Origin of the sequence: Rhodoferax sp., from assembly GCF_012927445.1 — a bacterium.
In the GTDB taxonomy this organism is placed as follows: domain Bacteria; phylum Pseudomonadota; class Gammaproteobacteria; order Burkholderiales; family Burkholderiaceae_C; genus Rhodoferax.
In genome coordinates, this window is record NZ_JABBPD010000007.1 from 482,865 (window position 1) to 505,823 (window position 22,959).

General features: G+C 59.3%; 22 protein-coding genes. 8 read left to right on the forward strand and 14 right to left on the reverse strand.

Annotation, left to right across the window (positions count from 1 at the left end):
- Window positions 1-957: a LysR family transcriptional regulator gene (locus HHJ17_RS14040; protein ID WP_296496784.1), complete on the reverse strand. Its 957-nt coding sequence runs from the start codon at window positions 955-957 to the stop codon at window positions 1-3.
- 125 nt (window positions 958-1,082) lie between these two features.
- On the opposite strand from HHJ17_RS14040, the gene HHJ17_RS14045 reads away from it, so the two are divergent.
- Complete coding sequence (locus tag HHJ17_RS14045) at window positions 1,083-1,502, forward strand: hypothetical protein (RefSeq protein WP_296496786.1); 420 nt, start codon at window positions 1,083-1,085, stop codon at window positions 1,500-1,502.
- Window positions 1,503-1,644: 142 nt separating this feature from the next.
- Here HHJ17_RS14045 and HHJ17_RS14050 read toward each other — a convergent pair whose 3' ends face one another.
- The 4 genes from HHJ17_RS14050 to HHJ17_RS14065 all read right to left on the reverse strand — a co-directional run bounded on the left by HHJ17_RS14050 (window position 1,645) and on the right by HHJ17_RS14065 (window position 5,992).
- Window positions 1,645-3,528 carry a phosphoenolpyruvate carboxykinase (GTP) gene (locus HHJ17_RS14050; protein WP_296496788.1) on the reverse strand — a complete coding sequence of 628 codons (1,884 nt, stop codon included), beginning with the start codon at window positions 3,526-3,528 and terminating at the stop codon, window positions 1,645-1,647.
- Between the two features lie 454 nt (window positions 3,529-3,982).
- A complete protein-coding gene (locus HHJ17_RS14055) occupies window positions 3,983-4,123 on the reverse strand; it encodes a hypothetical protein (protein WP_296496790.1) in 141 nt (46 codons plus the stop codon).
- A 106-nt stretch (window positions 4,124-4,229) separates the two neighbouring features.
- Window positions 4,230-4,778, reverse strand: a complete 549-nt coding sequence (locus HHJ17_RS14060) for a DUF1003 domain-containing protein (RefSeq protein ID WP_296496792.1) — start codon at window positions 4,776-4,778, stop codon at window positions 4,230-4,232.
- An 11-nt stretch (window positions 4,779-4,789) separates the two neighbouring features.
- On the reverse strand, window positions 4,790-5,992 hold the full coding sequence (locus HHJ17_RS14065; protein ID WP_296506178.1) for a threonine ammonia-lyase: 1,203 nt from the start codon (window positions 5,990-5,992) through the stop codon (window positions 4,790-4,792).
- Window positions 5,993-6,111: 119 nt separating this feature from the next.
- On the opposite strand from HHJ17_RS14065, the gene HHJ17_RS14070 reads away from it, so the two are divergent.
- Window positions 6,112-6,495 (forward strand): carboxymuconolactone decarboxylase family protein, encoded by a 384-nt coding sequence (locus HHJ17_RS14070; RefSeq protein ID WP_296506180.1) that lies wholly within the window; start codon window positions 6,112-6,114, stop codon window positions 6,493-6,495.
- Between the two features lie 32 nt (window positions 6,496-6,527).
- Here the strand turns inward: HHJ17_RS14070 and HHJ17_RS14075 are convergent, their stop codons facing one another.
- Window positions 6,528-6,791 (reverse strand): hypothetical protein, encoded by a 264-nt coding sequence (locus HHJ17_RS14075; RefSeq protein ID WP_296506181.1) that lies wholly within the window; start codon window positions 6,789-6,791, stop codon window positions 6,528-6,530.
- Between the two features lie 435 nt (window positions 6,792-7,226).
- Between HHJ17_RS14075 and HHJ17_RS14080 the strand changes: the two genes are divergently transcribed.
- From HHJ17_RS14080 to HHJ17_RS14095, 4 genes are all read left to right on the forward strand, one after another.
- On the forward strand, window positions 7,227-7,454 hold the full coding sequence (locus HHJ17_RS14080) for a type II toxin-antitoxin system PrlF family antitoxin (protein WP_296506182.1): 228 nt from the start codon (window positions 7,227-7,229) through the stop codon (window positions 7,452-7,454).
- Window positions 7,454-7,858 (forward strand): type II toxin-antitoxin system VapC family toxin, encoded by a 405-nt coding sequence (locus tag HHJ17_RS14085; RefSeq protein WP_296506183.1) that lies wholly within the window; start codon window positions 7,454-7,456, stop codon window positions 7,856-7,858. Before HHJ17_RS14080 ends, HHJ17_RS14085 begins: the two co-directional genes overlap by 1 nt.
- Entirely contained in the window at window positions 7,849-8,040 is a 192-nt protein-coding gene (locus HHJ17_RS14090) for a hypothetical protein (RefSeq protein ID WP_296506184.1), read from the forward strand. The genes HHJ17_RS14085 and HHJ17_RS14090 overlap by 10 nt, the downstream gene beginning before the upstream one ends.
- A gap of 233 nt (window positions 8,041-8,273) precedes the next feature.
- On the forward strand, window positions 8,274-10,679 hold the full coding sequence (locus HHJ17_RS14095; protein WP_296506185.1) for a hypothetical protein: 2,406 nt from the start codon (window positions 8,274-8,276) through the stop codon (window positions 10,677-10,679).
- A gap of 213 nt (window positions 10,680-10,892) precedes the next feature.
- On the opposite strand, the gene HHJ17_RS14100 is transcribed toward HHJ17_RS14095, so the two are convergent.
- From HHJ17_RS14100 to HHJ17_RS14135, 8 genes are all read right to left on the reverse strand, one after another.
- Entirely contained in the window at window positions 10,893-11,060 is a 168-nt protein-coding gene (locus tag HHJ17_RS14100) for a hypothetical protein (protein ID WP_296506186.1), read from the reverse strand.
- 80 nt (window positions 11,061-11,140) lie between these two features.
- Window positions 11,141-14,473, reverse strand: a complete 3,333-nt coding sequence (locus HHJ17_RS14105; RefSeq protein WP_296506187.1) for a VPA1262 family protein — start codon at window positions 14,471-14,473, stop codon at window positions 11,141-11,143.
- 539 nt (window positions 14,474-15,012) lie between these two features.
- On the reverse strand, window positions 15,013-15,438 hold the full coding sequence (locus HHJ17_RS14110; RefSeq protein ID WP_296506382.1) for a type II toxin-antitoxin system VapC family toxin: 426 nt from the start codon (window positions 15,436-15,438) through the stop codon (window positions 15,013-15,015).
- Entirely contained in the window at window positions 15,435-15,689 is a 255-nt protein-coding gene (locus HHJ17_RS14115) for a type II toxin-antitoxin system Phd/YefM family antitoxin (RefSeq protein ID WP_296506189.1), read from the reverse strand. The genes HHJ17_RS14110 and HHJ17_RS14115 overlap by 4 nt, the downstream gene beginning before the upstream one ends.
- Window positions 15,690-15,811: 122 nt before the next feature.
- Window positions 15,812-19,285 (reverse strand): DEAD/DEAH box helicase, encoded by a 3,474-nt coding sequence (locus HHJ17_RS14120; RefSeq protein ID WP_366557545.1) that lies wholly within the window; start codon window positions 19,283-19,285, stop codon window positions 15,812-15,814.
- A gap of 56 nt (window positions 19,286-19,341) precedes the next feature.
- Window positions 19,342-20,355: a lipoyl synthase gene (gene lipA, locus HHJ17_RS14125; RefSeq protein ID WP_296496798.1), complete on the reverse strand. Its 1,014-nt coding sequence runs from the start codon at window positions 20,353-20,355 to the stop codon at window positions 19,342-19,344.
- Window positions 20,356-20,381: 26 nt separating this feature from the next.
- Entirely contained in the window at window positions 20,382-21,074 is a 693-nt protein-coding gene (gene lipB / locus HHJ17_RS14130) for a lipoyl(octanoyl) transferase LipB (protein ID WP_296496799.1), read from the reverse strand.
- Between the two features lie 6 nt (window positions 21,075-21,080).
- Complete coding sequence (locus tag HHJ17_RS14135) at window positions 21,081-21,371, reverse strand: DUF493 family protein (RefSeq protein ID WP_296496800.1); 291 nt, start codon at window positions 21,369-21,371, stop codon at window positions 21,081-21,083.
- Between the two features lie 194 nt (window positions 21,372-21,565).
- On the opposite strand from HHJ17_RS14135, the gene HHJ17_RS14140 reads away from it, so the two are divergent.
- Together HHJ17_RS14140 and atpB are read left to right on the forward strand one after the other, a co-directional pair.
- Window positions 21,566-22,045 (forward strand): ATP synthase subunit I, encoded by a 480-nt coding sequence (locus HHJ17_RS14140; RefSeq protein ID WP_296496802.1) that lies wholly within the window; start codon window positions 21,566-21,568, stop codon window positions 22,043-22,045.
- A 10-nt stretch (window positions 22,046-22,055) separates the two neighbouring features.
- Entirely contained in the window at window positions 22,056-22,940 is an 885-nt protein-coding gene (gene atpB / locus HHJ17_RS14145) for a F0F1 ATP synthase subunit A (RefSeq protein WP_296496804.1), read from the forward strand.
- The last annotated feature ends 19 nt before the right edge of the window (window positions 22,941-22,959 follow it).

A 22,959-nucleotide genomic window follows, 5' to 3' on the forward strand; every position in this document is an offset into this window, starting at 1 on the left:
TCAACTGGTAAAGGCCGACTTGGCCACCGTGGCGATGGTGGCGCGCAGCCATTCATGGGCACTGATGCGGTGGAGCCGGTGGTGCCAGAGGGCGTCGATCTGCACCGTTGGCACCGGGTAGGGCAACGCCCGCAACACCAGTTGCTCCGCGAACCCCGTGACGCTCACAAAGTGGCGCGGCAGGACGGTCAGCAGGTTGGAGTGGGCCACCACCTTGCCGGCGGTAAAGAACTGATTGACCGTGAGGACAATGCGGCGTTCGCGCCCCAGCAGCGCCAATGCTTCGTCCACAAAGCCAAAGGGGCGACCGGAAAAGCTCACCAGCAGGTGCCGCGCCGCGCAATAGCGGTTGAGCGTGAAGGGGCCTTTGGCCAGCGGGTGGTCACGGCGCATGACGCAAACGTATTCACCGCTGTACAGCCGTTGCTGCGCGAACGCCACCGCCTCGCCGGCCTGCGCCCGCGCCGTCAGGTCGGCGAACACGGCGGGAAAGTAGCCAATCGCCAGATCGACAGCTTCCAGGTCAAGCAGGCGGCGCGGGTCGCGTGTGGTGAGCGGCACCACCCGGATCGAGATGCCCGGCGCATCGCGGTCCATGATCTCAACCAGGCCCGGCATCAGTTTTGCGGCGGTGGCGTCCGCCATGGCCAGCACAAAGGTGGTAGTGGCCTGTTCCGGGACAAAGTGGCTGGGCGTGATGACCTCCTGCAACTGGCGCAGTGCTTCGCGCACGGCGGGCCACAACGCCAGCGCCCGCGGTGTTGGCGCCATCACCTGGCCGCTGCGTTTGATCAGTTCGTCCCCCATCGCCTCCCGGAACCGGCGCAGCGCGTTGCTCACCGCCGGTTGCGTGATGGAGAGCTTGAGCGCGGCCCGGGTCAGGCTGCGTTCGGTCATGACTTCGTCGAAAACACGGAGCAGGTTCAGGTCGAGTGTCTTGAAATTGGTGGTATCCATGGGTCTATTAAATCACTGATATGAATAGACGCCATTATGCAAATAAACTTGCGAAATATCAGGGCTAACCCTAATATCAGCACTCGTTTCTACCCATCCGGTAAAACATTAAGGAATATTTCACCATGGTCAGCTTTACACAATCCCGTTTTCCTGCGCAACATGCCGGCGTTGCCCGCCATGCAGCGGTGGCTGGTGCGACGAGCGCGACGCATCGTGGCTTCGACAGCACCAAGGGCCTGAGCGCCATGTTGCTGACCGCCATGGTCTCGGCCCTGGTGGTGGTGGCGGACCAGCTGATTGACACATGGGCTGACGGTCACCTGATGGTGGCCTGGGTCGCTTTGTGGGTGGTCGGCTTTTCGGCCCTGGCGCTGTTTGCGGGTGCTGCACGTAAGTTGGCGGTCACTGTCGTGAATTCGCTGGATGCTTGGTCGGTGCGGGTGGCCAAAACCCGGGCTGACAAGCGCCTGTGGGCCATTGCCAAGACCGATCCGCGCGTGATGTCGGAACTGACCGCCGCCAAGACGCGTAACGAACGCTGATCAGCTAAATTTTTTGCGGCGTGCGCCGCAGATGTAAAAAAGCCACCGGGTTCGGTGGCTTTTTTTTGTCCGGGATGTTGACCCGGGGCTTCTCTGACAAAGTGCAGATCATGCACTTTGTCAGTTATTCAGGCTGACCGCTTCAGGCTATCAAACGCTTTTCGATTTGCGCCTTGGTCGCTGTCAATTCTTTCGGCAGATGGTAGGCCAGTTGCTCAAACAGCGCGGTGTGCAGCTTGAGCTCTTCGGTCCAGGCCGCTTTGTCAATGCTGGTCACGGTGTTGAACTGTTCAGCCGTGAAGTCGAGGCCGGTCCAGGTGATTTCGTCATAGGTCGGGCTGATGCCAAACAAATTGTCTTTACCGGGTGCCTGGCCTTCAAGGCGGTCGATCATCCACTTCAGCACGCGCATGTTCTCGCCGTAGCCAGGCCAGACAAACTTGCCATCGTCGCCCTTGCGGAACCAGTTGACACAGTAGATGCTGGGCAAAGTGCCGCCGGACGCTTCGAGCTTGTGCTCCATGTCGAGCCAATGCTGGAAGTAATCGCTCATGTTGTAGCCGCAGAACGGCAGCATGGCGAACGGGTCGCGGCGCACCACGCCCATTTGGCCGACGGCAGCTGCGGTGGTCTCGGAACCCATGGTGGCGGCCATGTAAACGCCTTCCATCCAGGTGCGGGCTTCGGTCACCAGCGGCACGGTGGTGGAGCGACGGCCACCGAAGATGAAGGCATCAATTGCCACACCAGCCGGGTTGTCCCATTCCGGATCGAGCGCCGGGTTGTTGCCGGCCGCGACGGTGAACCGTGAGTTCGGGTGGGCCGCCTTGGCGCCGGTTTGCTTGGCGATCTCGGGGGTCCAGTCGTTGCCTTGCCAGTCGATCAGGTGTGCGGGCACGCCGCCACCGTCTTTTTCCATGCCTTCCCACCAGACGTCGCCGTCATCGGTCAGGGCCACGTTGGTGAAAATCACGTCTTTGTCCAGGCTGGCCATGCAGTTGGGGTTGGTGTGGTAGTTGGTGCCGGGGGCGACGCCAAAGTAACCGGCTTCCGGGTTGATGGCGTACATCTTGCCGTCGGCGTGCGGTTTGATCCAGGCGATGTCGTCACCAATGGTGGTCACGCTCCAGCCGTCAAAACCAGCCGGTGGCACCAGCATGGAGAAGTTGGTCTTGCCGCAAGCGCTCGGGAAAGCGGCTGCCACATGGTATTTTTTGCCCTTGGGCGATGTCACACCCAAAATCAGCATGTGCTCGGCCAACCAACCCTGGTCGCGTCCCATGTTGGAGGCGATGCGCAGGGCAAAACACTTCTTGCCCAGCAAGGCATTGCCGCCGTAACCGGAGCCATAGCTCCAGATTTCACGGGTTTCTGGGTAATGAACAATGTATTTGTTCTTGTTGCAAGGCCACGACACGTCAGCCTGACCGGCTTCCAGCGGTGCCGCCACGGTGTGCATGCAGGGGACGAAATCACCATCGGTACCCAGCACGTCGTACACGGCTTTGCCCATGCGCGTCATGATTTTCTGGTTAACGGCGACATAAGCGCTGTCGGTCAATTCAATGCCGATGTGGGCAATGTGCGAGCCCAGCGGACCCATGGAGAACGGCACCACGTACATCGTGCGGCCCTTCATGCAGCCGTCAAACAGGGCTTTGGTCTCGCCAGCGCCTTGTTGCAGCAGGGCGCGCATTTCGGCGGGCGCCATCCAGTTGTTGGTCGGGCCGGCGTTTTCCTTTTTCTCGGAGCAGATAAAGGTGCGGTCTTCGACGCGCGCTACGTCGCTCGGGTCGGAGCAGGCCAGGAAGCTGTTCGGGCGCTTGGCTTCATTGAGCTTTTTGAAGGTGCCGGCAGTGACCAGCAGCTGGCACAGGCGGGCGTATTCTTCGTCGGAGCCATCGCACCAGTAAATGCTGGCGGGTTTGGTGAGGGCGACCATGTCGGCAACCCAGGCGATCAGTTTCGCGTTTTTGACAAAACTCGGGGCGTTGAGGTTCAAGCCTTGCATCACAGGTGTGTTCATGAATGTGCTCCAGAATAAAAAATCATTTTTTCAAAAGGAACGGACCAAGGGGTTCAATTTCCCCCAACCATTCATTTTGAAAAAGCGATTTTTCTAAACGGACTCTTGCTGCGGCTGTCAACGAAAGCCTGTGACGGGGTGCTTCACAAACGTCAAGTCGTCGCGGCGAACGCTGGAAGGTCGATTTTATGAACTTGAATGTCGGTTACCAACCGATTACCTCGAAAAGATATGCAAAACTTGCATGACTTTATGCGGGTAATGGCAACGAGATTGCGGTAGTCCGCGCCACGTCGTGGCGAGGGCCGCTGGAGGGCAGAATTTGGCAGGCTGCTGCCATTGTCAGGGCGGTCGTGTGACGCCCGGGACTTCACGATTGCCGCAAGGGACAACCGGGTAGTGCGCTGCATATTTTGTAGCGCACTACTTAATTTCGGTAAGGGCTGTGTGCCGATCAGGCCATTGAAACGGCGATGAAGGCCAACAAAAACATCAGTACGGCACCGACCAGCGGCAACACCAGCGGCATGGAAGATACGACGGATTCGACCGCGTCAGGTTGATGGGCGTCGCGGGCAGGTGTGGGGCTGGACATGGTGGTTCCTTGAATTAGCAGAGTCGCAAAAGCTGAATTTTACCCATGCGTCCCGCCATCAGCCCGGGGGTATATCCGCATGGCGCTCATTTCAGCCGTTCCGTCGTCACGGAATCCGCTTGGACAGGGCGGCCAGCTGGGCCGACAGGTCGCGCACCGATTCGGTCAGCGCCAGCAGTTCGCGCTCCTTCATGAAGTCGATCTTTTCGTGCAGCAACTCAATTTCCAGCTCGGCCTTGACGTTGATTTCATAGTCGTTCTCGGCATGCCGGCGGTCCAGCTCGGACTGGCGGTTCTGGCTCATCATGATGGCGGGCGCCGTGTAGGCGGCCTGAAATGACAGCAACAGGTTCAGCAAAATGAAGGGGTAGGGATCCCAGGCGTTGCGTCCGGCCAGGACGTTGCCGGTGATCCACAGCACGATGGCGGTGCTCTGGATGATGATGAAGCGCCACGAGCCGATGGTGGCCGCCACCGCATCCGCCAGCCGCTGGCCCCGGGTCGGCGCGCTTGGCAAAAAGTGCTCGGGTGCGGCCAGCGGTCGCGGGGGCTGTTTTTGCCGGTGGGCGCGGCGGTGCGCGCGCAGGAGTCGGAGTTGCTGCTGGTCGACGGGCGCCAAAGACGCCGTGCGCTCGCCGGGAGGGGTATCGCTCATAAAGACTTTCGTTAATGAATCAACTGCGCCGCCAGCCCGGCTTGCAGCAACTGGGCCAGCACTTCCTGGATGTGCTGCGGCCCGCGCGTCTGGATGACCAGCTCGACCTCGACATTCTGGGCTGCCAGCGCGGTGAAGGCGCGCTGGTGATGCACCTCGTCGATGTTGGCGCCGGCCCCGGCCACGGTGGCGGTGATTTTGGCCAGTGAGCCGGGGATGTCGCGGGCACTGACGCGAATCCGTGCCAAGCGGCCAGCGCGCACCATGCCGCGTTCGATGATGGCAGCCAGCAACAGCGGGTCGATATTGCCGCCGCTCAGCACCAGGCCGACCCGTTTGCCCTTGAAGCGCTCCGGGTATTTGAGCAACGCCGCCAGGCTGGCGGCCCCGGCGCCTTCGACCAGCGTTTTTTCCACTTCCAGCAGCATGACGATAGCCTGCTCAATATCACCTTCGTCCACCAGCACCAGGTCATCCACCAGGCGCGCAATGATGGCTTGCGGAATCTGGCCGGGGGTGCCGACCGCAATGCCTTCGGCAATGCTGCTGTTGCCCTGCGGGTGGTGCGTGCCCTTGATGGCATTGACCATGGCCGGGAAAGACGCGGTTTGCACGCCAATGATGTCGATGCCGGGTTTGAGCGCTTTGGCGGCGGTGGCCATGCCGGCAATCAGCCCGCCGCCGCCGACCGCCACCACCAGCGTGTCCAGCTCGGGCACGTCCTGCAGCATTTCCAGCCCGACCGTGCCCTGACCGGCCACGATGTCGGCATCGTCGTACGGGTGGACAAAGACCAGTTGCTGTTGTTCTGCCAACACCAAAGCGTGGGCTCGCGCTTCGTCCAGCGTGTCGCCGTGCAGCACAATTTCGGCGCCAAAACCCCGCGTGCGCTCTACTTTGACGCCCGGGGTGAAGCGCGGCATCACGATCACGGCCCGCAGCCCCAGCCGCTGGGCGTGGTAAGCCACACCCTGCGCGTGGTTGCCGGCGCTCATGGCGATGACGCCGCGTTGGCGCTCCTGCGGTGTCAGTTGCGCCAGCTTGTTGCAGGCGCCGCGCTCCTTGAAGGAGGCGGTGAACTGCAGGTTTTCGAATTTGAGAAAAACCTGCGCCCCGGTGATGTCAGACAGGGTGCGCGACGCGATGCAGGGCGTGCGCAGCAACTGGCCCTGCAAGCGCGCGGCGGCGGCTTCGATGTCGGAAAGTTGGATCATGGAAACATTGTGCGATGGAATCGAGCCTCCGCGGTGGATCGAAAACTTGATTCACCCCAAACTACGGCAACGGGATGTGGCCGATACTCCCCGGACTATATTTTTATCAAAGACACACCATGAGCACTTTTGATCACACCGGCTTGATTCAAAACATCAACGAATCACTGGCCCCGTTGCGCAAAGCCCAGCCCGAGGCCATGCAGGGCTTTGGTCAGCTGGCGCGCGCCGCCATGGCGGAAGGCGCCGTCAGCGCCAAACACAAAGAGTTGATGGCGCTGGCCATCGGCATCACGCAGCACTGCTCGGGCTGTATCGGGTTTCACGTCAAAGCGCTGCTCAAGCTGGACTGCACCCGCGCCGAGCTGGAAGAGATGTTGAGCGTGTGCGTCTACATGGGCGGCGGCCCGGCCCTGATGTACGCCGCCGAGGCCATCAAAGCCTGGGATGTCATGGCGCCCAGCCCGGAAAATCTGCGTGCAAAAGAAAAGGGAGCCGAGTAACCCCGGCCCCCTTTTCTCAGAAATCAGTCCGCTTATTTGGCAGCAGGTGTAGCTGGCGTGGCTGGTGTTGCAGGCGTAGCCGCGTCAGCCTTCTTGGCTGGCGTAGTTTTGTGCGTTTTCTTCACCGTGTGCGCTGGCTTTGAAGCCGCCTTGGCTGGGGTTGCCGCCACAGCTGCCGTCACTGCGGCAGGGACTGCCGGAGTGGCCGCTTTCGGCGCAACAGGCGCCTGGGCAAACGAAACAGCAGCAACGCTGGAAAACAACACGGTAGCGATCAGGTTTTTGATATTCGACATGTTTGATACTCACTCATAAAGCGACAGTCGCATGAGCTCCGACTGTCATAAGCGAGCCAGAATTTCGTTCGGGCTTGTACCTACAACGTCGGGTTGATGCCGACGTTGACAGCGGATACTTTTCTTTACAAAGCGCCCTGGCGGCTAGATTGGTGTGCCGTCCCGTTGGGCGTGCGGGGTGACGACAACATGACACGCCAAGGTGTGACGGTTCAGTTGTGGCAACAGATTCATATAGAAAATTGAGCTGTAGCGCTCGTAGCATAAGCACAAGGCGCTATTAAATAAGTAGCGACTTCAGTAGCTCCGTCAGATCGCCCTCGCTGTACAGCTGCTGCCGTTCTCATACAACTGACCATTGGGACCCGAGCAAGTAAGTGTCTTGACCTTGCCTGCTGAACTCCTTACACTATCAAATAATGTAAGGAGTTCAACATGTCAGAAGCGACACTCACCAGCAAGGGCCAAATCACCATCCCTGCCGACATCCGGCGGTCTATGGCTATCAGTCCGAAGGACCGGCTCACGTTCACGCCTATGCCCGACGGCACCGTGGTGATGCGAGCCAAGACCAAGTCCTTGCTGGCACTCAAGGGCATGCTCAAGCCGTCACCTGGCACGGCAGTTTCCATTGCTGAAATGAGCTTGGGTTCAGCTTCTTAATGGCGGCGCTTGACACCAACGTCCTGGTTCGCTGGCTGACGGACGACGACGCAAAACAGAGCGTGATCGTTGCAGGTTTGTTTGAGTCCAGCGCAAAAAAGGAGGAGAGGCTGTTTGTCACGGTGACCGTCATGCTTGAAACCGAGTGGGTGCTGCGGTCTCGTTATCGTTTTGACAAGCCTTCCGTCACGGCCGCCCTGGACGCACTCCTGAGCGTGACTGAACTTGAGTTTCAGACCGAACCTGTCTTGGAGCAGGCTCTGTGGCTCTTCAAACAAGCCGGCTCACCAGATTTCGCCGACTGCCTGCACGTTGCACTGGTCAGTCAGGCTGGACAGGGGCCTTTGCTGACCTTTGACGAGCGCGCATCCAAGCTTGAAGGCGCCCAACTGCTTTGCGACTGAACTCGTACCTGCCAACCCAGGTTGATGCGGAAAAGCGCATGGACCAGTTGCTGCCGTTCTCACTGGATGAGTTGCAACAGGGGCAGGTGCCCATCGTGGGTCTGACCGATCTGAGGTGGCGCGGCCTGCACAAATGGACCCGCCTTGCCGGGGCTGCCGCTTCACCCGCCGGTGCTGGTTGATGGCGGTGACGACAACATGACCCGCCAAGGGGTGACGGTTCAGTCGTGAAGGCAGATTTGCATGCCAAATTGCCCCGTAGCTCTTATGAGGTATGCGCAAGCAGCTATTAAAAGCATAGCATGTCGATCAACTTAAAATCCACTCATTCAACAGGGAACACGGTGAAAAATCTAATAATCAAACGCAGCGCAGCCTGCACGTCGGCCCTTCAATCCAGCCAAGCTATTGCACCGTGAGCCTGTATACCCAACTGCAATCCGCCAAGAGCGAAGAGGACGTTAAAGACGCCTACATCAAAGCCCTGGGCCTCAAGGGCTACACCAAGGGCTTGATTGATATCCAGACCAAGGAAGTCTGGTTTGAAGCCAAAGACACCGGCAAGTGCTCCAGCTACGCCATGTTCACGCAACTGCTGCATTACGTGCAGGTCGCGCTGGACAAGGGTGAAACCGTGCCGCCCTTCCTGGCCGTGATCGACACCGAAAAAGCCGCGCTGATGAAAAGCACCGACGTGCTGCCCTTTCTCAGCAAGAAGACCATCAAGTGGGGCAAGTCCGCCAGCCAGTACACGACTGACGCGCTGGACGAAATATCGGCCCACATCGGCACGCACTTTGTCTCTTTCAAAATCTCAACGCACGAAGACGAGTTTTTAAGCACCGTCAAAATCGCCATCAAATCTGGCGACATCATCCGCACGCAAATCACCCCGGACAACCTGAAACAGGTGTTTGACAAATGGGTCGCCATGGTGGGGCGAGAAATCCTCGGTATCAAGCAAGAAGACTACGCCCTGCTGTTTTTCGCCGACATCATGCACGACGGCACCGTGTCCACCCATGCCAACCTGCCCGCCGAGCTGCTGCACAAGAACGGCGCACCGGTGTTCAGCTTGGCCGGGAAAATGTACGAGCTGGGCAACAAGGAAGGGTATCGCCAGTTCTGGGCGATCTACCACAAGCCGCCCAAATCCGAATACCGCGACTACCTGCTGGAACGCCGCGACAGCCTGATTCCGCTGGACGAACGCAGCTTCAAGGGCGCGTATTACACGCCGCTGCATGTGGTCGATAAAGCCTACGACAAGCTGACCGAGGTGCTGGGCAATAACTGGCAAAAAGACTACCTCGTGTGGGACATGTGCTGTGGCGTGGGCAACCTGGAAGTAAAGCACAGCAACCCGCGCAACATCTACATGTCCACGCTGGACCAGCCCGACATCGACGTGATGAAGGCCACCAAAACCTGCGTGGCGGCGCAGCGCTTTCAGTATGACTATTTGAACGACGACGTCACTCTTGAGGGCCAGATTGATTACAGCCTGAGCAACAAGGTGCCTGCCCCTTTGCGGGCGGCGATAGCGGCTGGCAGGAAGATTTTGGTGCTGATCAATCCGCCGTATGCGGAGGTGGGCACGCGGGGGAACACTGAGACCAAATTGGGCACTGAAAATAAGTCGGGAGTGGCCACCACGCGGGTCGGTGACAGCATGACGCACTACGGCTACGCCTCTCGTGAACTGTTTGCGCAGTTCCTGGCACGCATTGGCATCGAGATGCCTACCGCAACCGTTGCGATGTTCAGCACGATGAAATACATCAATGCGCCAAATTTTGAAAAATTCAGGCTGGCATGGAATGCCCAGTATCAGGGTGGTTTTGTCGTTCACAACCAGGCGTTTGATGGCCTGAGCGGAAAATTTCCCATTGGCTTTTTAATATGGAAAACGGACCAAACCGCAGCGACAAAGACACCGATTGTGGAAATATCGGTGGACGTATTGGACAGAAACGCGCAAGCCATTGGCGAGAAGATGTACTACAACTTACCAAATTCGCAGTTGCTGACGAACTGGATGGGCAGGCAAAAATCCAATGAAGTAGATGCGCTGCCGTTAATCAATGCCACCACGCCAACGACCAAAACTACTGGCGTGCGACGCACCAAGTGGGCGGATGGCGCAATTGGTCACATGCTGTGCGATAGCAACGACTTACAAAACGCGGAACAGCGGACGGCAGTGTTTTCGTCTGTTCACAGCATCGGACATGGCGGCGGGTTTTTCATCACCCCCGAAAACTTGCTCCAAGCCGTCGCTGTTTTCTCCGTGCGAAAACTCATCCGGCCCACTTGGCTCAATGACCGCGACCAGTTTTTGCAGCCCACGTCACCACTCTCCGACGAATTCAAAACCGACTGCCTGATCTGGACACTGTTCAACCGTGGCAACCTCACCGCCGGTGCCAACGATCTCGAATGGAACGGCAAAACATGGTCGCTGGTCAACCACTTCATCCCTTTCACAGAAGCAGAAGTGGGCGCGCCGGATCGCTTTGAGTCCGACTTCATGGTGCAGTACTTGGTCGATAAAACCTTGTCTGCGGAGGCGCTGGCCGTGCTGGACGGTGGGCGTGGTTTGTGGCAAGCCTACTTCGCCCACACCGACGTGCGCACGGTACGCGATCAATACAAGCTCAACAGGTCCGACGTGGGCTGGTATCAAATTCGCAATGCCTTGAAAGCCCGTAACGCCAGTGGCGACACTGCGCCGGTCAACCATGGCCCGTTTGAACTGGCCTATCAAGCATTGACCGACAAATTGCGGCCCCAGGTTTTTAGCCTGGGTTTTTTGCGCTAACCCTTGCCTCCATCAGGCCGGCTGATTCGACCGCTTTTATATAAAGAATTGACTTGTAACCCTCGTGGAATAAGCGCAGGCGGCTATCAAATCAAGAGCGATTTTGTTGCGGGGATGCCGCTGATCCGTCGGACAACGGGAAGAAGATGCGCAGGCGCGACCCCGATTTGAGCCTGGACAGCCAAGGAGGGGGACAAATTGACCCCCCTTGCATTACCGTTTGACACTGCGGGTGGGCGGCAGAAACTCCAGTGCTGGAATACGCAGGGCATTTTTCGCTTGATCCAGTCCATCCCCAGCCCCAAAGCCGAGCGCTTTAAAGCGCTGGCTGGCCAAGGCGACCACCATCAAGCTACACCGCGACCGGGATTCGGTTGGCATGGTGCCGCTCAAGCAGGATACTGCAGCAACACCTAATTGATCTGAGGCCACCGCTGAATCGACTGTTGAAGTTTGCTTTTCTACTCGTCGCTTGAGGCCAGGAGCTCCTCCACCTGGTCGAGGAACGCGGCGAGCTCGCCCTGCTTGCCGGCACCCTCAGACCGCCATTCGCTCATCGGCCTGACCATCGCAAGCTCGCTGGTGTCCCGCAGCAGATCTTCCATCTCGCGGTTGGTCATGCCGCGCTCGCGCAAGTAGTACTGACCCCATCGGGTAAAGGTCAGGATCCACATCGAGACCACCAGAGCGCCGTCCCACCGGGTCCAGTCCGAAGTGCTGGCGAGGGGCTGTTGCACGATCCGCCTCTGCCGCTTTAGGATCGCCTGTATCGACTTCAGGCTGGCCTGCTGTCGCTCGGAGTTGCTATAGGCGAAGAGGAACGCGGTGATGTTGGTCGTCTGGCCCTCTCGCGCTCGGTCAAACAGCAGCGACTGGTCCTTCAGTTGCGGTTCCAGCATGCCGGCCAGCTCCTGCATCCAAATTTCGCAGGCCTCGTCGGTGTTGGCGCGATCATTCTGCAACAAGGGAAAGACCACATCCTGGAACAGCCACGGCTCGGTCCAGGCCAGTTGCTGCATATGCCCGCGCATGGAGTCGACCAGACGCCTCAGCTCTTCAGCGGGGATGGTCGCCGGCAGTGCCTCGTGCAGCGCCGCTACCAGGCCTTTGTAGATCTCGGCCTTCTTTGGATTCCCTGCCGCGTGATGAACCATCCAGCCCAGGGCACGCACCCGCTCCGGGTAGGCAAAGGCGGTCACCAACTGCAGCACTATGGCGAGTCCTTCCGGCTTTTCCAGCTGCATCTCAATCGCATTCAGTCCCATCCATTGCAGCAGACCATTGCCGCTGCGAACGAGCCGGTCCCGCTGTCCCTCGCTGATGTCGAACTGCACCGACAACGCAATCTCGCTGACGATCTGGCTCAACAGGGACAGTCGCACCGCGTCCGGACCTTGGGGCTCCATTGGTACGCTGGCCATCTGGGCTTCGGCGATCGCCAGCAGAGCGTCTGGGGCATACCACCACAGAAACTTGATGGTGAAGTACTCCGGCCAGGTCAGGGCTGCATACTTTATCGCATGGAACAAGTGATGCGGGTGATAGGAGCTGTGTAGCAAGGTCTCGACCGGTTCCCGAAAGAGCCGGGCCTCCACCACGGCCAATTCCTTGTCTACCTCGTCATGCGGGCGGTTGAACGATGCCTCGAGAAACCGCTCCTGGAATTCCAGAAAGGCAGGCTCGGATTCAAGCTCGCGAAAGCGGCTGTCCCCGAAGCGTGAATGTGCGAGCACCTCGCCGAGCACATCCCAGGTCGCCGTGAAGTCCGCGTAGTTGTCCGCCTGCTGATCCAGAAAATTGCGTAGGCCTGACGTCTCGGGCAGCGCGAGCGAGTCATCCTTGAGTAGCTCTAGCGCCGCCATCCGCTCCTTCAACGGATCGCCGCTCAAGCCTTGTAGCGACAGCTCGCCTGTCCATACGCTCAGCACGGCGCCTGCCTTGGCCTTCTCGAGGAAGCGTAGTGGCTCGTAGCGTCGCGGCACCGTCGGTGTCGCCGTGGAGTCGAACAGAAGCCGCATGGCGGGATTCTCAGTCTCGCCTTCGGGCTGCGCGGCCTGCGCCTCCTGCACCAGCCCGAACTTGTATTGCTCGACCTTTAGCAAGACATCCGAAGGTATCGGGGTGACCAGCAAGGGATAGTTTTCGGCAGCTTTCTGAAGCGAGTTGGACAGGTTGAAACCTGCGACCGGGAGCCCGTCTGGACTCATGATTACGATGTAGCGATCATGCAGCCGACCTTCCTTCAGGCCGTAGATGCGCAGCTTGATGCTTTTCAGTAGTTGGCGGTTGTGTTCACAACTCGCCATCAGGTTGTTAATCCGGCTAGGTGATGGCATGTCGCTTTCACACGGCACGACGTCGCTCCGCTTTGGCTTAGGTAGGGACGTAAAGACGATGTAGTCCGCCTCCGGCGCCGCACAAAGTAGTAACAAACCCAACCCGGCATCCTCGAAATAGGGATCGAAAACGACCATCTGATGCTGCTGGTACTTGGCTAGCAGCTCCCTGAACCACTCCACGAATTGCAGCCGCCCCTCGCCCTTGTGCTGGAAGAACCACCCATCCGACTTCGGCGGATGGAGTCGCGCAAAAAGGGATGCGAAATCGCGGTTGGCCGGGACCCAAGGGTCTGCCTCTCGCCCGCCGATGTGATTGGCGAATCCCAGATTGCCGCGAGTGATCGTCAGTGCTGCTTTCACCCTAGCCGACTCGGACGGCTGAGTGGCATTTCCCAGCCAGTCGAATTTGACCGGGCTGGCCCCGTGGCCCGCTACATGACTCTGCAGATGAATTTCTCGGATGTACCCGATTCGCCACCTGCAACACAGCGTACCCTCGCGGGATTGGTCACCATGGAAGCCGAAGATCTCCAGTTCGGTGCTATCGGTTATCTCACGCACTTGGTTGCCCAACTCGAACTTGCACTCGAATACGCCTTCTGCATTGCGTTCTGCTGTGGCGATGCCCGAGTAGACGATTTGGCCGTCGTTGGCGACGCTCAGGCGGAACTGGAAGCCGCTGAAGTGCGGTACCTGCGTCGGCTTGAAGCGTGCAACGAACGCGTGTGGAGCATCGGCCCAGCTCACGACCAACAAGGGGCGTTCCAGTTCGTCCAGCGTAGGGAAGACCAGCAGCTCGAGGTCGCCAAAGCGGGCGGTGTCGGTGCCACCGAAGTCCAGGCCTGTATCCGCGTTAAGACGCTTGACCACCGATGCGGTCAAGGCAACGTCGTAGTCCTGACCCAGGCGGAACAGCGCCCCCTTGTCGGTCTGGGTGATCGAAGCGCTGAAGGCTCCAGCTCCGCCATGCGAGCTAGAGGGCGAACTCCGGTCATTCGCATCGCGGTTGAGCAGGTAGGCGACGGGGCGGTAGACCAGATCACCGGCGGCGAGCGTGGTTGTCCCGAAACGTGCTTTCAAATTGTTCGGCAACCCGAGCTTCAGCTCTTCGCTGATTGCTGAGATGGTCTGGCCTGCGCTGAATAACCGTAAGAGGCCCGCGCAGTGGGTGCTTTTGATGTCCAAGTTGATTCGGGTAACCTGTGTCTTGAATTGCCCGAAGGTATCGAATTTATCGTTGTTGCTGAAGTGCCAGCGGTCGTTGGAATGGCTGTAGGGGAGCAGGCGACCGTAGACGACGCGATTTTCAATCGATTGCTTGGACTTGATCTGCAATATCCACAGTTGTAGCGCGCAGTGGCGGGCATCCTTCGAGAACAGCCGTGCCAGCCGGCCGTCGTTCAGCAGGTCATCAAGTACAGGGGCCATCGATTTCTTTTGAGCAACTTTACGCATTTTCACTGTCCGCATTGCCGGGTGGCGCTGATTCCTTCTTCATCAGAAGATCAAGAGCACGAGTACGGAGTGTGTTCTTGTTCAGCAGCTAGACGATAAAAGCCGCAATACCGGCAGCGCAGGCCGAGGCCACAGCGGATACGACCGTGCCATTTTTGAAAATTGCAATCGGTTTTCATTTGACTAACCCCCTTTGTTATTGGGCCATTGTGGTGCAGCGTGTTTCACACGCTGAATCTCAACGGTACCTTGCGAATGTTCGGCAGGATTGATTGCAAGCGAATCGTATCAAACTGGCTCCTCGTCGTAAGCGCCGCTTGCGCTGCTCAAGAACCGTCTACGGCTAAATTCTGATTTTTCGTATCGAGCGACCGCTTTGTTGAAGTTGACTCGGGGAAGGGCTGCTTTGGTGCGATCTGATCGAAAAGTTGTGTGACAGCAGTCAGTCTTTTACGGTCGTAATCTAGTCAAGTTTTATCGTTGAAACTAGGGTCAACGTTATTCGCTGGCGCAACAAACTCTTTTGTTTTTCGGCTCAGTCATTTGGTATCCCAAGGATTGAGCACCGGCACACCGCACGGCTCAAAATCGGCAACGTTGCGGGTGACGACGGTCATGCCATGCACAAGGGCGGTTGCCGCGATCAGGCAATCCCGAACAGGGCGCGGATCGGGGACGTGAAGCTTGGCGCTGCGCTGTGCGACAGCCGTATCAACGGGCAGGATACGGCCGGCAAATGCGGGTAAAACATGGTGGTCGAACCACGCCCGAAACACCGCGCCTTGCGCCGGGTCGCGACGTTCTGCGAGTAAGACACCGATTTCCAGCTCCTGAACCGTGATGCAAGACAAGTACAGGTCAGCCGATTCCACGCTGTCAGCCCACTGCGCCACACGCGCATCAGCTCGTCCAAGGCGAATTTTGCGCAGCTCAGACACGACGTTGGTATCAAGAATAAACATCAGGAAAGGTCCGCCGGCCGTGCGAGGTCACGCAGGCGGGGAATTTCAAGTTCAATATCCTCAATGCCCGGCATCGCCAACAAGTCGGCGATCTTCTGACGGCTGCCCGTGAGGCGCTGATACAGCGCCATGCTCATCAGCACATGGGCGGGTCGGCCCCGGTCTGTGATGAACACAGGCCCCTCGTTGGCTGCCTTTTTTGCCTCGCTCGCAGCCTGGTTGAATTCTCTGCTTGAGATGGTGGTGATGGTCATGACAGTGCCCTTCTGATTGAAGTAGTCATGTTACTACATCAGCCGGGCAAAGGCAAAGGCAATTGATCTATTTCATACATAAAATCAGCCGCTAGCCCCCGTGTTACCTTCGCAACCAGCTATCAAATAGATAGTGGTTTCAGCAGCTCAGCCAGATCACCTTCGCTGAACAGAGGCTCCTTGCGTCCAACCGACCCGCTGTACATGCTCTCGCTCAGCGCCGCCTTGCGCTCCTGCAGCGCCAGAATGCGTTCTTCAATCGTGCCTTGCGCCACCATCTTGTAGACAAACACGCTTTGCGTCTGGCCGATGCGGTGGGCGCGGTCGGTGGCCTGCGCCTCGACCGCCGGGTTCCACCATGGGTCGTAGTGAATCACGGTGTCGGCTTGCGGCAGGTTCAGGCCGACGCCACCGGCTTTCAGGCTGATCAGGAACAGCGGCACCTGGCCGCTGGTGAACTGCTCGATCAGCGCGTCGCGCTTCTGGCTCTGGCCGGTCAGCTTGACCCAGGGAATTTTGCATTTTTTCAGCTCGGCCTCGATCAAGGTCAGCATGCTGGTGAACTGTGAGAACAGCAGGATGCGGCGTCCTTCCGCCAGCATTTCGGGCAGCATCTCCATCAGTTGCTCCAGCTTGGCCGAGGTTTTGACCTTTTGCGCCGCTTCCATTTTGAGCAGTTTCGGGTCGCAGCAGACCTGGCGCAACTTGAGCAGCGCGTCCAGGATGGTGATTTGCGACTTGGCCAAGCCCTTGCTGGTGAGCGCCTCGCGCACGGTTTTTTCCATGCCGAGGCGGATGGTTTCGTACAGGTCGGCCTGTTGGCCGGACAGCTCGACGCGCATCACGGTTTCCACCTTGGGCGGCAGTTCGTTCGCCACCACCGCCTTGGTGCGGCGCAGCATGAAGGGTGTGATGCGGGCGCGCAGTTGGTGCAGGCGCTCCGGGTCGCCTTGTTTTTCAATCGGGTTGCGGAACAATTCCTTGAAACGCGCCTGGCTGCCGAGAAAGCCGGGCATCAAAAAGTGGAACAGGCTCCAGATTTCGCCCAGGTGGTTTTCCATCGGCGTGCCGGACAGGCACAGGCGGTGCCGGGTTTGCAACAGGCCGGCCACTTGCGCCGCGTTGGTGCTGGCGTTCTTGATGTTTTGCGCCTCGTCCAGCACCACCAGATGCCACTGTGCCTCCAGCCAGCGTTCGCGGTCGCGTTGCAGGAGCGAGTAGGGCGCAATCACGACATCAAACTGGTCCATCGTGTCGGCCACGGCGTGCCGTTCTTTGCCGTGCAGCACCAGGCAGCGCAGCTGCGGGCAGAAGCGTTCGGTCTCGCGCTGCCAGTTGCCCATCAGGCTGACCGGCGCAATGATCAGGGCCGGGTGGCTCAAGCGGCCGGCGTCTTTTTCGATCTGGATGTGGACCAGCGTTTGCAGGGTTTTGCCCAGGCCCATGTCGTCGGCCAGAATGCCGCCGAGACGGTGCTGGCGCAAAAACTGCAGCCAGTTCACGCCTTGCTGCTGGTACGGCCGCAGGCTGGCCTGCACGCTGGCGGGCACCGGCACTTGGGGTAATTCGGACTGGCCGCTGAGTTGCTGCACCATGTCGCGCAGCGTCTGGGCACCGTCCCACACCGCGCCTTCGCCCAATGCCGCGCCGGTGCGCAGCGCGTCCAGGCGCGACAGTTTGAGGCTGGCGCCGGTGAAGTCGTGGTCGCGGTCGTTCACCAGTTCCAGCAGCGCCGCCATCCAGGGTTTGAGCGTGTCGGTCGGCAGGCGGATGAAGCCTTGGCTGTTGGGCGACGGCAGGTAGACAAAGGGCGGAATGTTCGGCAGGCCGGTCTCCGGGTCGAGCGGGCTGGCAGCAGCGGCGGCAATCAAATCGGGGAGCCAGGGCAGGATGTTGTGGCGCTGGCCGTTGATCTCCATGCCGAGCGACAGGTCAAACCAGGGTGAGGTGGCTTCTTCCTCGCCCTCGGGCTGCAACTGCACCTCCAGCGTGTCGGCGTGGGTGATCCAGTGGTTCAGGGCCGCGTCCAGCGTCACCTCAAAGCCGGCGTCGCGCAGCACCGAGAAACCGTTGTCGGCCCAGTGCAGCCAGTCTTGCTGCGGGCCGTCGCCCGGAATGCCAAACAAGCCTTTCTCGGCCGACATCAGGCCCAGGTCATAGAGGCGGGTGATGGCGTCGAGTTCGGCTTCGGCATCGCGCTGCAGCAGCACGCGACCCGCAGCGCTCTCGATCAGCACGGTGCTGCCCTGGCCGGCCCACCAGCCGCGGTGGCCGGCGTAGTCAAAGCGCAGTTGCGCCTGGATCAGGCCCGCGGAGGGCGCGTTTTCTGGCGGCGTGAGCGCTAGGTGCAGGCAGGCGCTGGGCGTGATGCCTTGCAGCGTGGTGAGTTGTTGCAGCACCGGTGGCAGCGGCAGCTTGCCCAGGCGTTGCATCAGCGCCACCTGGTGTTTTTGCAGCGCCGACGGTTTCAGTGGCGGCGCTTTCAGCAGCACGTCAAGCTGGGCGGTCGGGATGCCTTCGGCCTGCACCGGGCCGCACAGGCCGAGCGCGGCGTCCAGATACAGCGGCGGGCTGTTCAGGCACAGTTTGGCGTGGCTGTCGGCCAGTTGGCCGCGCAGGGTCCAGCTGGGCTCGAGAGCTTGCGGGTTGGGGACTTCTTGCCAGTGCCAGCTTAAGCGTTGGGGCGGGCCCCACTGGAGGGGCAGACCCGCGCCGCCCTTGCCATCGTCCAGCAACAGTCGCCCGGTGCTGGCGGCCTGTTGCAACGCGATCAGGCCGGCCTGGCCGCTGGGCAGGGCGCTGGAGTTGAAGTTGTAGGAGAAGCGGCTGCTGTCGGGCATGGCGCGCATCAGTTGCAGCACTTGGTGGTCGGCGTCGCTGGCCTGGTCGTACACCGCCTGGCCTTTGTAGGGGGCGGACTTGATGGCCTTGGGTTTGGCCCAGCCGCCAGTGACTTTGGGGTACGACACCACCGCTTCCATCTGCAGCCGGGGCGTCGGGCTGTGCGCCCCCACCACCGTCAGCAGGTACAGGAATTGCTCGGGCCGGATGTCCTCGCGGGCACCGTGAATTGCCGGATCCCCGTGAGCCGCCTTGGTGGCGGCCCCGCTGGCCCGGTCCAGCTCCTGCAGCCAGCGCAGCAATTGGGCCTCGGCCTCCAGCCGGGCACTTTCCTGGGCCCGGGCCAGATTCGCCAGGCGTTGGGTTTCGACCTGTTCCGGGCTGGGTGGGCTGAGCATGGGGTAGGGCGCGTTGCCGCCCAACAGCTGCAGGCCCTGGTAGGCAGCTTTCAGCATCAAGGCGACGCCGTGTTTGCACTGGCTGCCGACCGGGCATTCGCATTCGCTGTCCCAGTAGTCCACCTGGCCGTCCGGCATCAGCGCCATTTCGATCGAGACTTCATACGGTTCGCGCTGGCTGCCTTGCACCTCACCCAACAGCAGCCAGTGGTCCTGCATCGGCTCGATGTCGAGGCCCAACACCTTTTGGCTGCGGTAGAGCATCAAGCCGCGCGTCCAGGCCCCGGCGTCGGCCATCGGCTGCAGTGACTGGGGTTTGAACCAGAGTCCGGGACTCAAGGGTGAATTTTGAATCAAATCAGGCTCCAGCCCTTGTTTTGCCTGCGCAAGCAGCTATTGAAAACGTAGCGAATTCAGGCGGTCGGGCTACCCAGCGCGTGACCGGCCTGCTGGTCGGCGTGGTAGCTGGAACGCACCATGGCGCCGACGGCGGCGTGCTTGAAGCCCATGGCATAGGCTTCCGTTTCAAACATCTTGAAGGTGTCCGGGTGCACGTAGCGTTTGACCGTGAGGTGCGAGGTGCTGGGCGCCAGGTACTGGCCGATGGTCAGCATCTCGATGCCGTGGGCGCGCATGTCGCGCATCACTTGCAGAATCTCTTCGTCGGTTTCGCCCAGGCCGACCATGATGCCGCTCTTGGTCGGGACGTGCGGGAACAGGGCCTTGAACTTTTTCAGCAGGTTCAAGGAAAACTGGTAATCGCTGCCGGGGCGCGCTTCTTTGTACAGGCGCGGTGCGGTTTCCAGGTTGTGGTTCATCACGTCCGGCGGCGCCGCTTTCAAAATTTCGAGCGCGCGGTCGTCGCGGCCGCGGAAGTCCGGCACCAGCACCTCGATCTGGGTCTGCGGTGACAGTTCGCGAATTTTCTGGATGCACGCTGCAAAGTGGCCGGCGCCACCGTCGCGCAGATCGTCACGGTCGACGCTGGTGATCACCACGTATTTGAGCTTGAGCTGGGCGATCGTTTTGGCCAGGTTGTCGGGCTCGTTCACGTCCAGCGGGTCGGGCCGGCCATGGCCGACATCGCAAAACGGACACCGGCGCGTGCATTTGTCGCCCATGATCATGAAGGTGGCGGTGCCCTTGCCGAAACATTCACCGATGTTGGGGCAGCTGGCCTCTTCGCACACGGTCACCAGTTTGTTCTGGCGCAGCACGTCCTTGATTTCATAAAAGCGGGTGCTCGGCGAGCCGGCCTTGACGCGAATCCAGTCCGGCTTTTTCAAGACCTCGCCCTGCACCACCTTGACCGGGATGCGCGACAACTTGGCCGCCGCCTTTTGCTTGGCCGACGGGTCGTAGTTGGCTTGCGACTGGGCGTCGCGAACCGTGGGAGTGGAAACGAGGTCGTCGTGGCTGTGGCTCATGGTGGGTAATGCGGTTTGGAGCGGCGTCAGGGCGCCAAGTAGGTTGCGAGCTTGTGGCCCAGGACATCGGCCGCTTCAGCCCAACCGACGGAGACACCAATTGTAGAAAGGTCCACCGTTTGCAGACCCACGTAGCCACAAGGGTTGATACGCGAGAAGGGTTCCAGGTCCATCGCCACATTGAGCGCCACGCCGTGGTAGGTGCAATTGCGGCTGACCTTGATGCCGAGGGCGCCGATTTTGCCGAGGCCGGTGAAATCGGGCCCGAGGGCGGCGAGGTTGGCTTGGGTGGGGCGCTGCGGCAGCACCGCGTGTGACCCCGGGTCCGCCAGCCGGACATAAATACCCGGCGCGCCTGCCACCCGGTGTCCGGTGACGCCAAAGTGCGCCAGCGTGCGAATCACCGCTTCTTCAATCCGGTAGACATATTCCTTGACGAAATAACCAGCCCGCTTGAGGTCGAGCAGCGGATACGCCACCACTTGGCCGGGGCCGTGGTAAGTGACCTGACCGCCCCGGTTGGTTTGCACCACCGGAATGTCGGCCGGATTAAAAATATGTTCAGCTTTGCCCGCCAGCCCCTGCGTATATACCGGGTCATGTTCACAAATCCACAGCGCATCGGGCGTCTCGGCCGTGCGCGTGGCAGTGAAGGCCTGCATGGCGTCGTAGGTGGGTCGGTAGTCGACCCGGCCGAGTTGTTGGGGTGACATGGTCACAGCGGGTTACAGCACCACTTTGACCATCGGATGGGTCGACAGCGTCCGGTACAACTCATCCAGTTGCTCGCGGCTGGTGGCGGTCACGGTGATGGTCACCCCCAGGTATTTGCCGCCCTTGCTTTCGCGCAGTTCAATGGTCGAGGCATCAAAGGCCGGGTCAAACTGGTGGGCGATCAGGGTGATGGCGTGCACCAGCCCCTCCACTTTGACGCCCATGACTTTGATGGGGAAAAGCGACGGGTACTCAATGAGCGACTCGTTGGGGGGAATGTCGGGGTTGATCGGTGTGGACACGGCGTTCAATATAGTGAGACTGTCGGTTTCAATGTTGGGTCCCCATAGCGTTGAGGGGCGGCTGCGGGGGGCAAAGTGCGCATGAATCAATTATCGCCGCGGCAAGGCACCCAAGGCAGGGGTTTCTACGTATAATCTAAGGCTTTGCGGCAACTGTCGCGTGTACCTTACCTGTAACCTGCGTGTAATTTGAGATGTCGATAATTACGCCTGATTCCAGATACGACTCAGATGAGTCCGAAGAGTTGGAGTTCAAGCGGCTAACCGCCGAAGAAGCGCAAGCTTTACGTGAACTTCATCCCTCGGTTTCGCCTTGGTTGATCGTGGGCATGCAAGTTTTAGTGGGTTTGCTGGTGGCGTTGGCTGCCTGGGGCTTCACTGGAAAGTCGAGTGCGGGTTGGTCGGCGGCTTATGGTGCGCTGGCGGTGATAGTGCCTGCTGTGGTGTTTGCGCGAGGTCTGACGAGTCAGTTCTCGTCCCTGAATGCAGCAACCGCTTGGCTGGGGTTTTTTGTGTGGGAGGCAATCAAGATTGCTGTAAGTGTGGGGATGCTTTTTGCTGCCCCGCGCCTGGTTGTAGATCTGGACTGGTTGGTAATGCTGATTGGCCTGATCGTGACCATGAAAGTCTATTGGGTGGCGCTGTTAATGCGTCCGAAACGAAAAACAAAGTAAAGAGTTAACAATGTCCGTAGAACAAAACGCTCCGACAGCAAGTGACTATATTGTTCACCACCTGACGCATTGGCAAAACAAGCCGCAGACGGAAATCGTCGATTTCTCCGTCTTCAATATCGACTCATTGTTTTTCTCAATCCTGCTTGGGGTTGTGGGTTGTTTTTTCCTCTGGAAAGCAGCACGCACCGCAACCTCGGGTGTGCCCGGTCGCTTTCAGGCTGCCGTTGAAATCCTGATGGAAATGGTCGATGGCCAAGCCAAGGCGATTGTTCACAACGCGAAAAGCCGCAAGTTGGTGGCGCCGTTGGCGCTGACTGTTTTTGTGTGGATTTTCCTGCTCAACGCGATGGATTTGTTGCCATTGGATCTGTTGCCCACCATTTGGGGTTGGATTTATGGTGCTGCTGGGCATGATCCGCATCACGCCTATCTGCGTGTGGTGCCGACCGCTGACCTTTCTGTGACTATGGGTCTGTCGGTTTCTGTTTTGTTCATCTGCCTTTTTTACAACATCAAGATCAAGGGTGTTGGCGGTTGGGCGCATGAGTTGGTTTCGGCGCCATTCGGTACCAGCAAGAATCCAATTTTTGCCGTGATTCTGGGTGTGATCAATATTGCTGAGCAGTTGATCTCCTTTGTGGCCAAAACGGTTTCGCACGGTATGCGACTGTTTGGCAATATGTATGCGGGCGAATTGGTATTTATGCTGATTGCTTTGCTGGGTGGTTCGTGGGCTTTCTCTGCAGAGCCGGCGAGTCTGATGCTTTTGTTACTGCACGTGGTGGCGGGTTGGGCGTGGGCAGTGTTCCACATCATCATCATCTTGTTGCAGGCCTTTGTGTTCATGATGTTGACCTTGGTCTACATTGGACAAGCGCACGACGCGCATTAATTCTCGGTCTGTTTTTGTT

What these genes read in the sequence shown, in the direction of transcription:
- atpB (WP_296496804.1), top strand. Translation starts at nt 22,056, where the DNA reads ATGTCCGTAGAACAAAACGCTCCGACAGCAAGTGACTATATTGTTCAC.
- HHJ17_RS14065 (WP_296506178.1), bottom strand. Translation starts at nt 5,992, where the DNA reads ATGATCCAACTTTCCGACATCGAAGCCGCCGCCGCGCGCTTGCAGGGC.
- HHJ17_RS14100 (WP_296506186.1), bottom strand. Translation starts at nt 11,060, where the DNA reads ATGCCAACCGAATCCCGGTCGCGGTGTAGCTTGATGGTGGTCGCCTTG.
- HHJ17_RS14055 (WP_296496790.1), bottom strand. Translation starts at nt 4,123, where the DNA reads ATGTCCAGCCCCACACCTGCCCGCGACGCCCATCAACCTGACGCGGTC.
- HHJ17_RS14105 (WP_296506187.1), bottom strand. Translation starts at nt 14,473, where the DNA reads ATGCGTAAAGTTGCTCAAAAGAAATCGATGGCCCCTGTACTTGATGAC.
- HHJ17_RS14040 (WP_296496784.1), bottom strand. Translation starts at nt 957, where the DNA reads ATGGATACCACCAATTTCAAGACACTCGACCTGAACCTGCTCCGTGTT.
- HHJ17_RS14085 (WP_296506183.1), top strand. Translation starts at nt 7,454, where the DNA reads ATGGCGGCGCTTGACACCAACGTCCTGGTTCGCTGGCTGACGGACGAC.
- HHJ17_RS14050 (WP_296496788.1), bottom strand. Translation starts at nt 3,528, where the DNA reads ATGAACACACCTGTGATGCAAGGCTTGAACCTCAACGCCCCGAGTTTT.
- HHJ17_RS14060 (WP_296496792.1), bottom strand. Translation starts at nt 4,778, where the DNA reads ATGAGCGATACCCCTCCCGGCGAGCGCACGGCGTCTTTGGCGCCCGTC.
- lipA (WP_296496798.1), bottom strand. Translation starts at nt 20,355, where the DNA reads ATGAGCCACAGCCACGACGACCTCGTTTCCACTCCCACGGTTCGCGAC.
- HHJ17_RS14075 (WP_296506181.1), bottom strand. Translation starts at nt 6,791, where the DNA reads ATGTCGAATATCAAAAACCTGATCGCTACCGTGTTGTTTTCCAGCGTT.
- HHJ17_RS14115 (WP_296506189.1), bottom strand. Translation starts at nt 15,689, where the DNA reads ATGACCATCACCACCATCTCAAGCAGAGAATTCAACCAGGCTGCGAGC.
- HHJ17_RS14080 (WP_296506182.1), top strand. Translation starts at nt 7,227, where the DNA reads ATGTCAGAAGCGACACTCACCAGCAAGGGCCAAATCACCATCCCTGCC.
- HHJ17_RS14140 (WP_296496802.1), top strand. Translation starts at nt 21,566, where the DNA reads ATGTCGATAATTACGCCTGATTCCAGATACGACTCAGATGAGTCCGAA.
- HHJ17_RS14070 (WP_296506180.1), top strand. Translation starts at nt 6,112, where the DNA reads ATGAGCACTTTTGATCACACCGGCTTGATTCAAAACATCAACGAATCA.
- HHJ17_RS14045 (WP_296496786.1), top strand. Translation starts at nt 1,083, where the DNA reads ATGGTCAGCTTTACACAATCCCGTTTTCCTGCGCAACATGCCGGCGTT.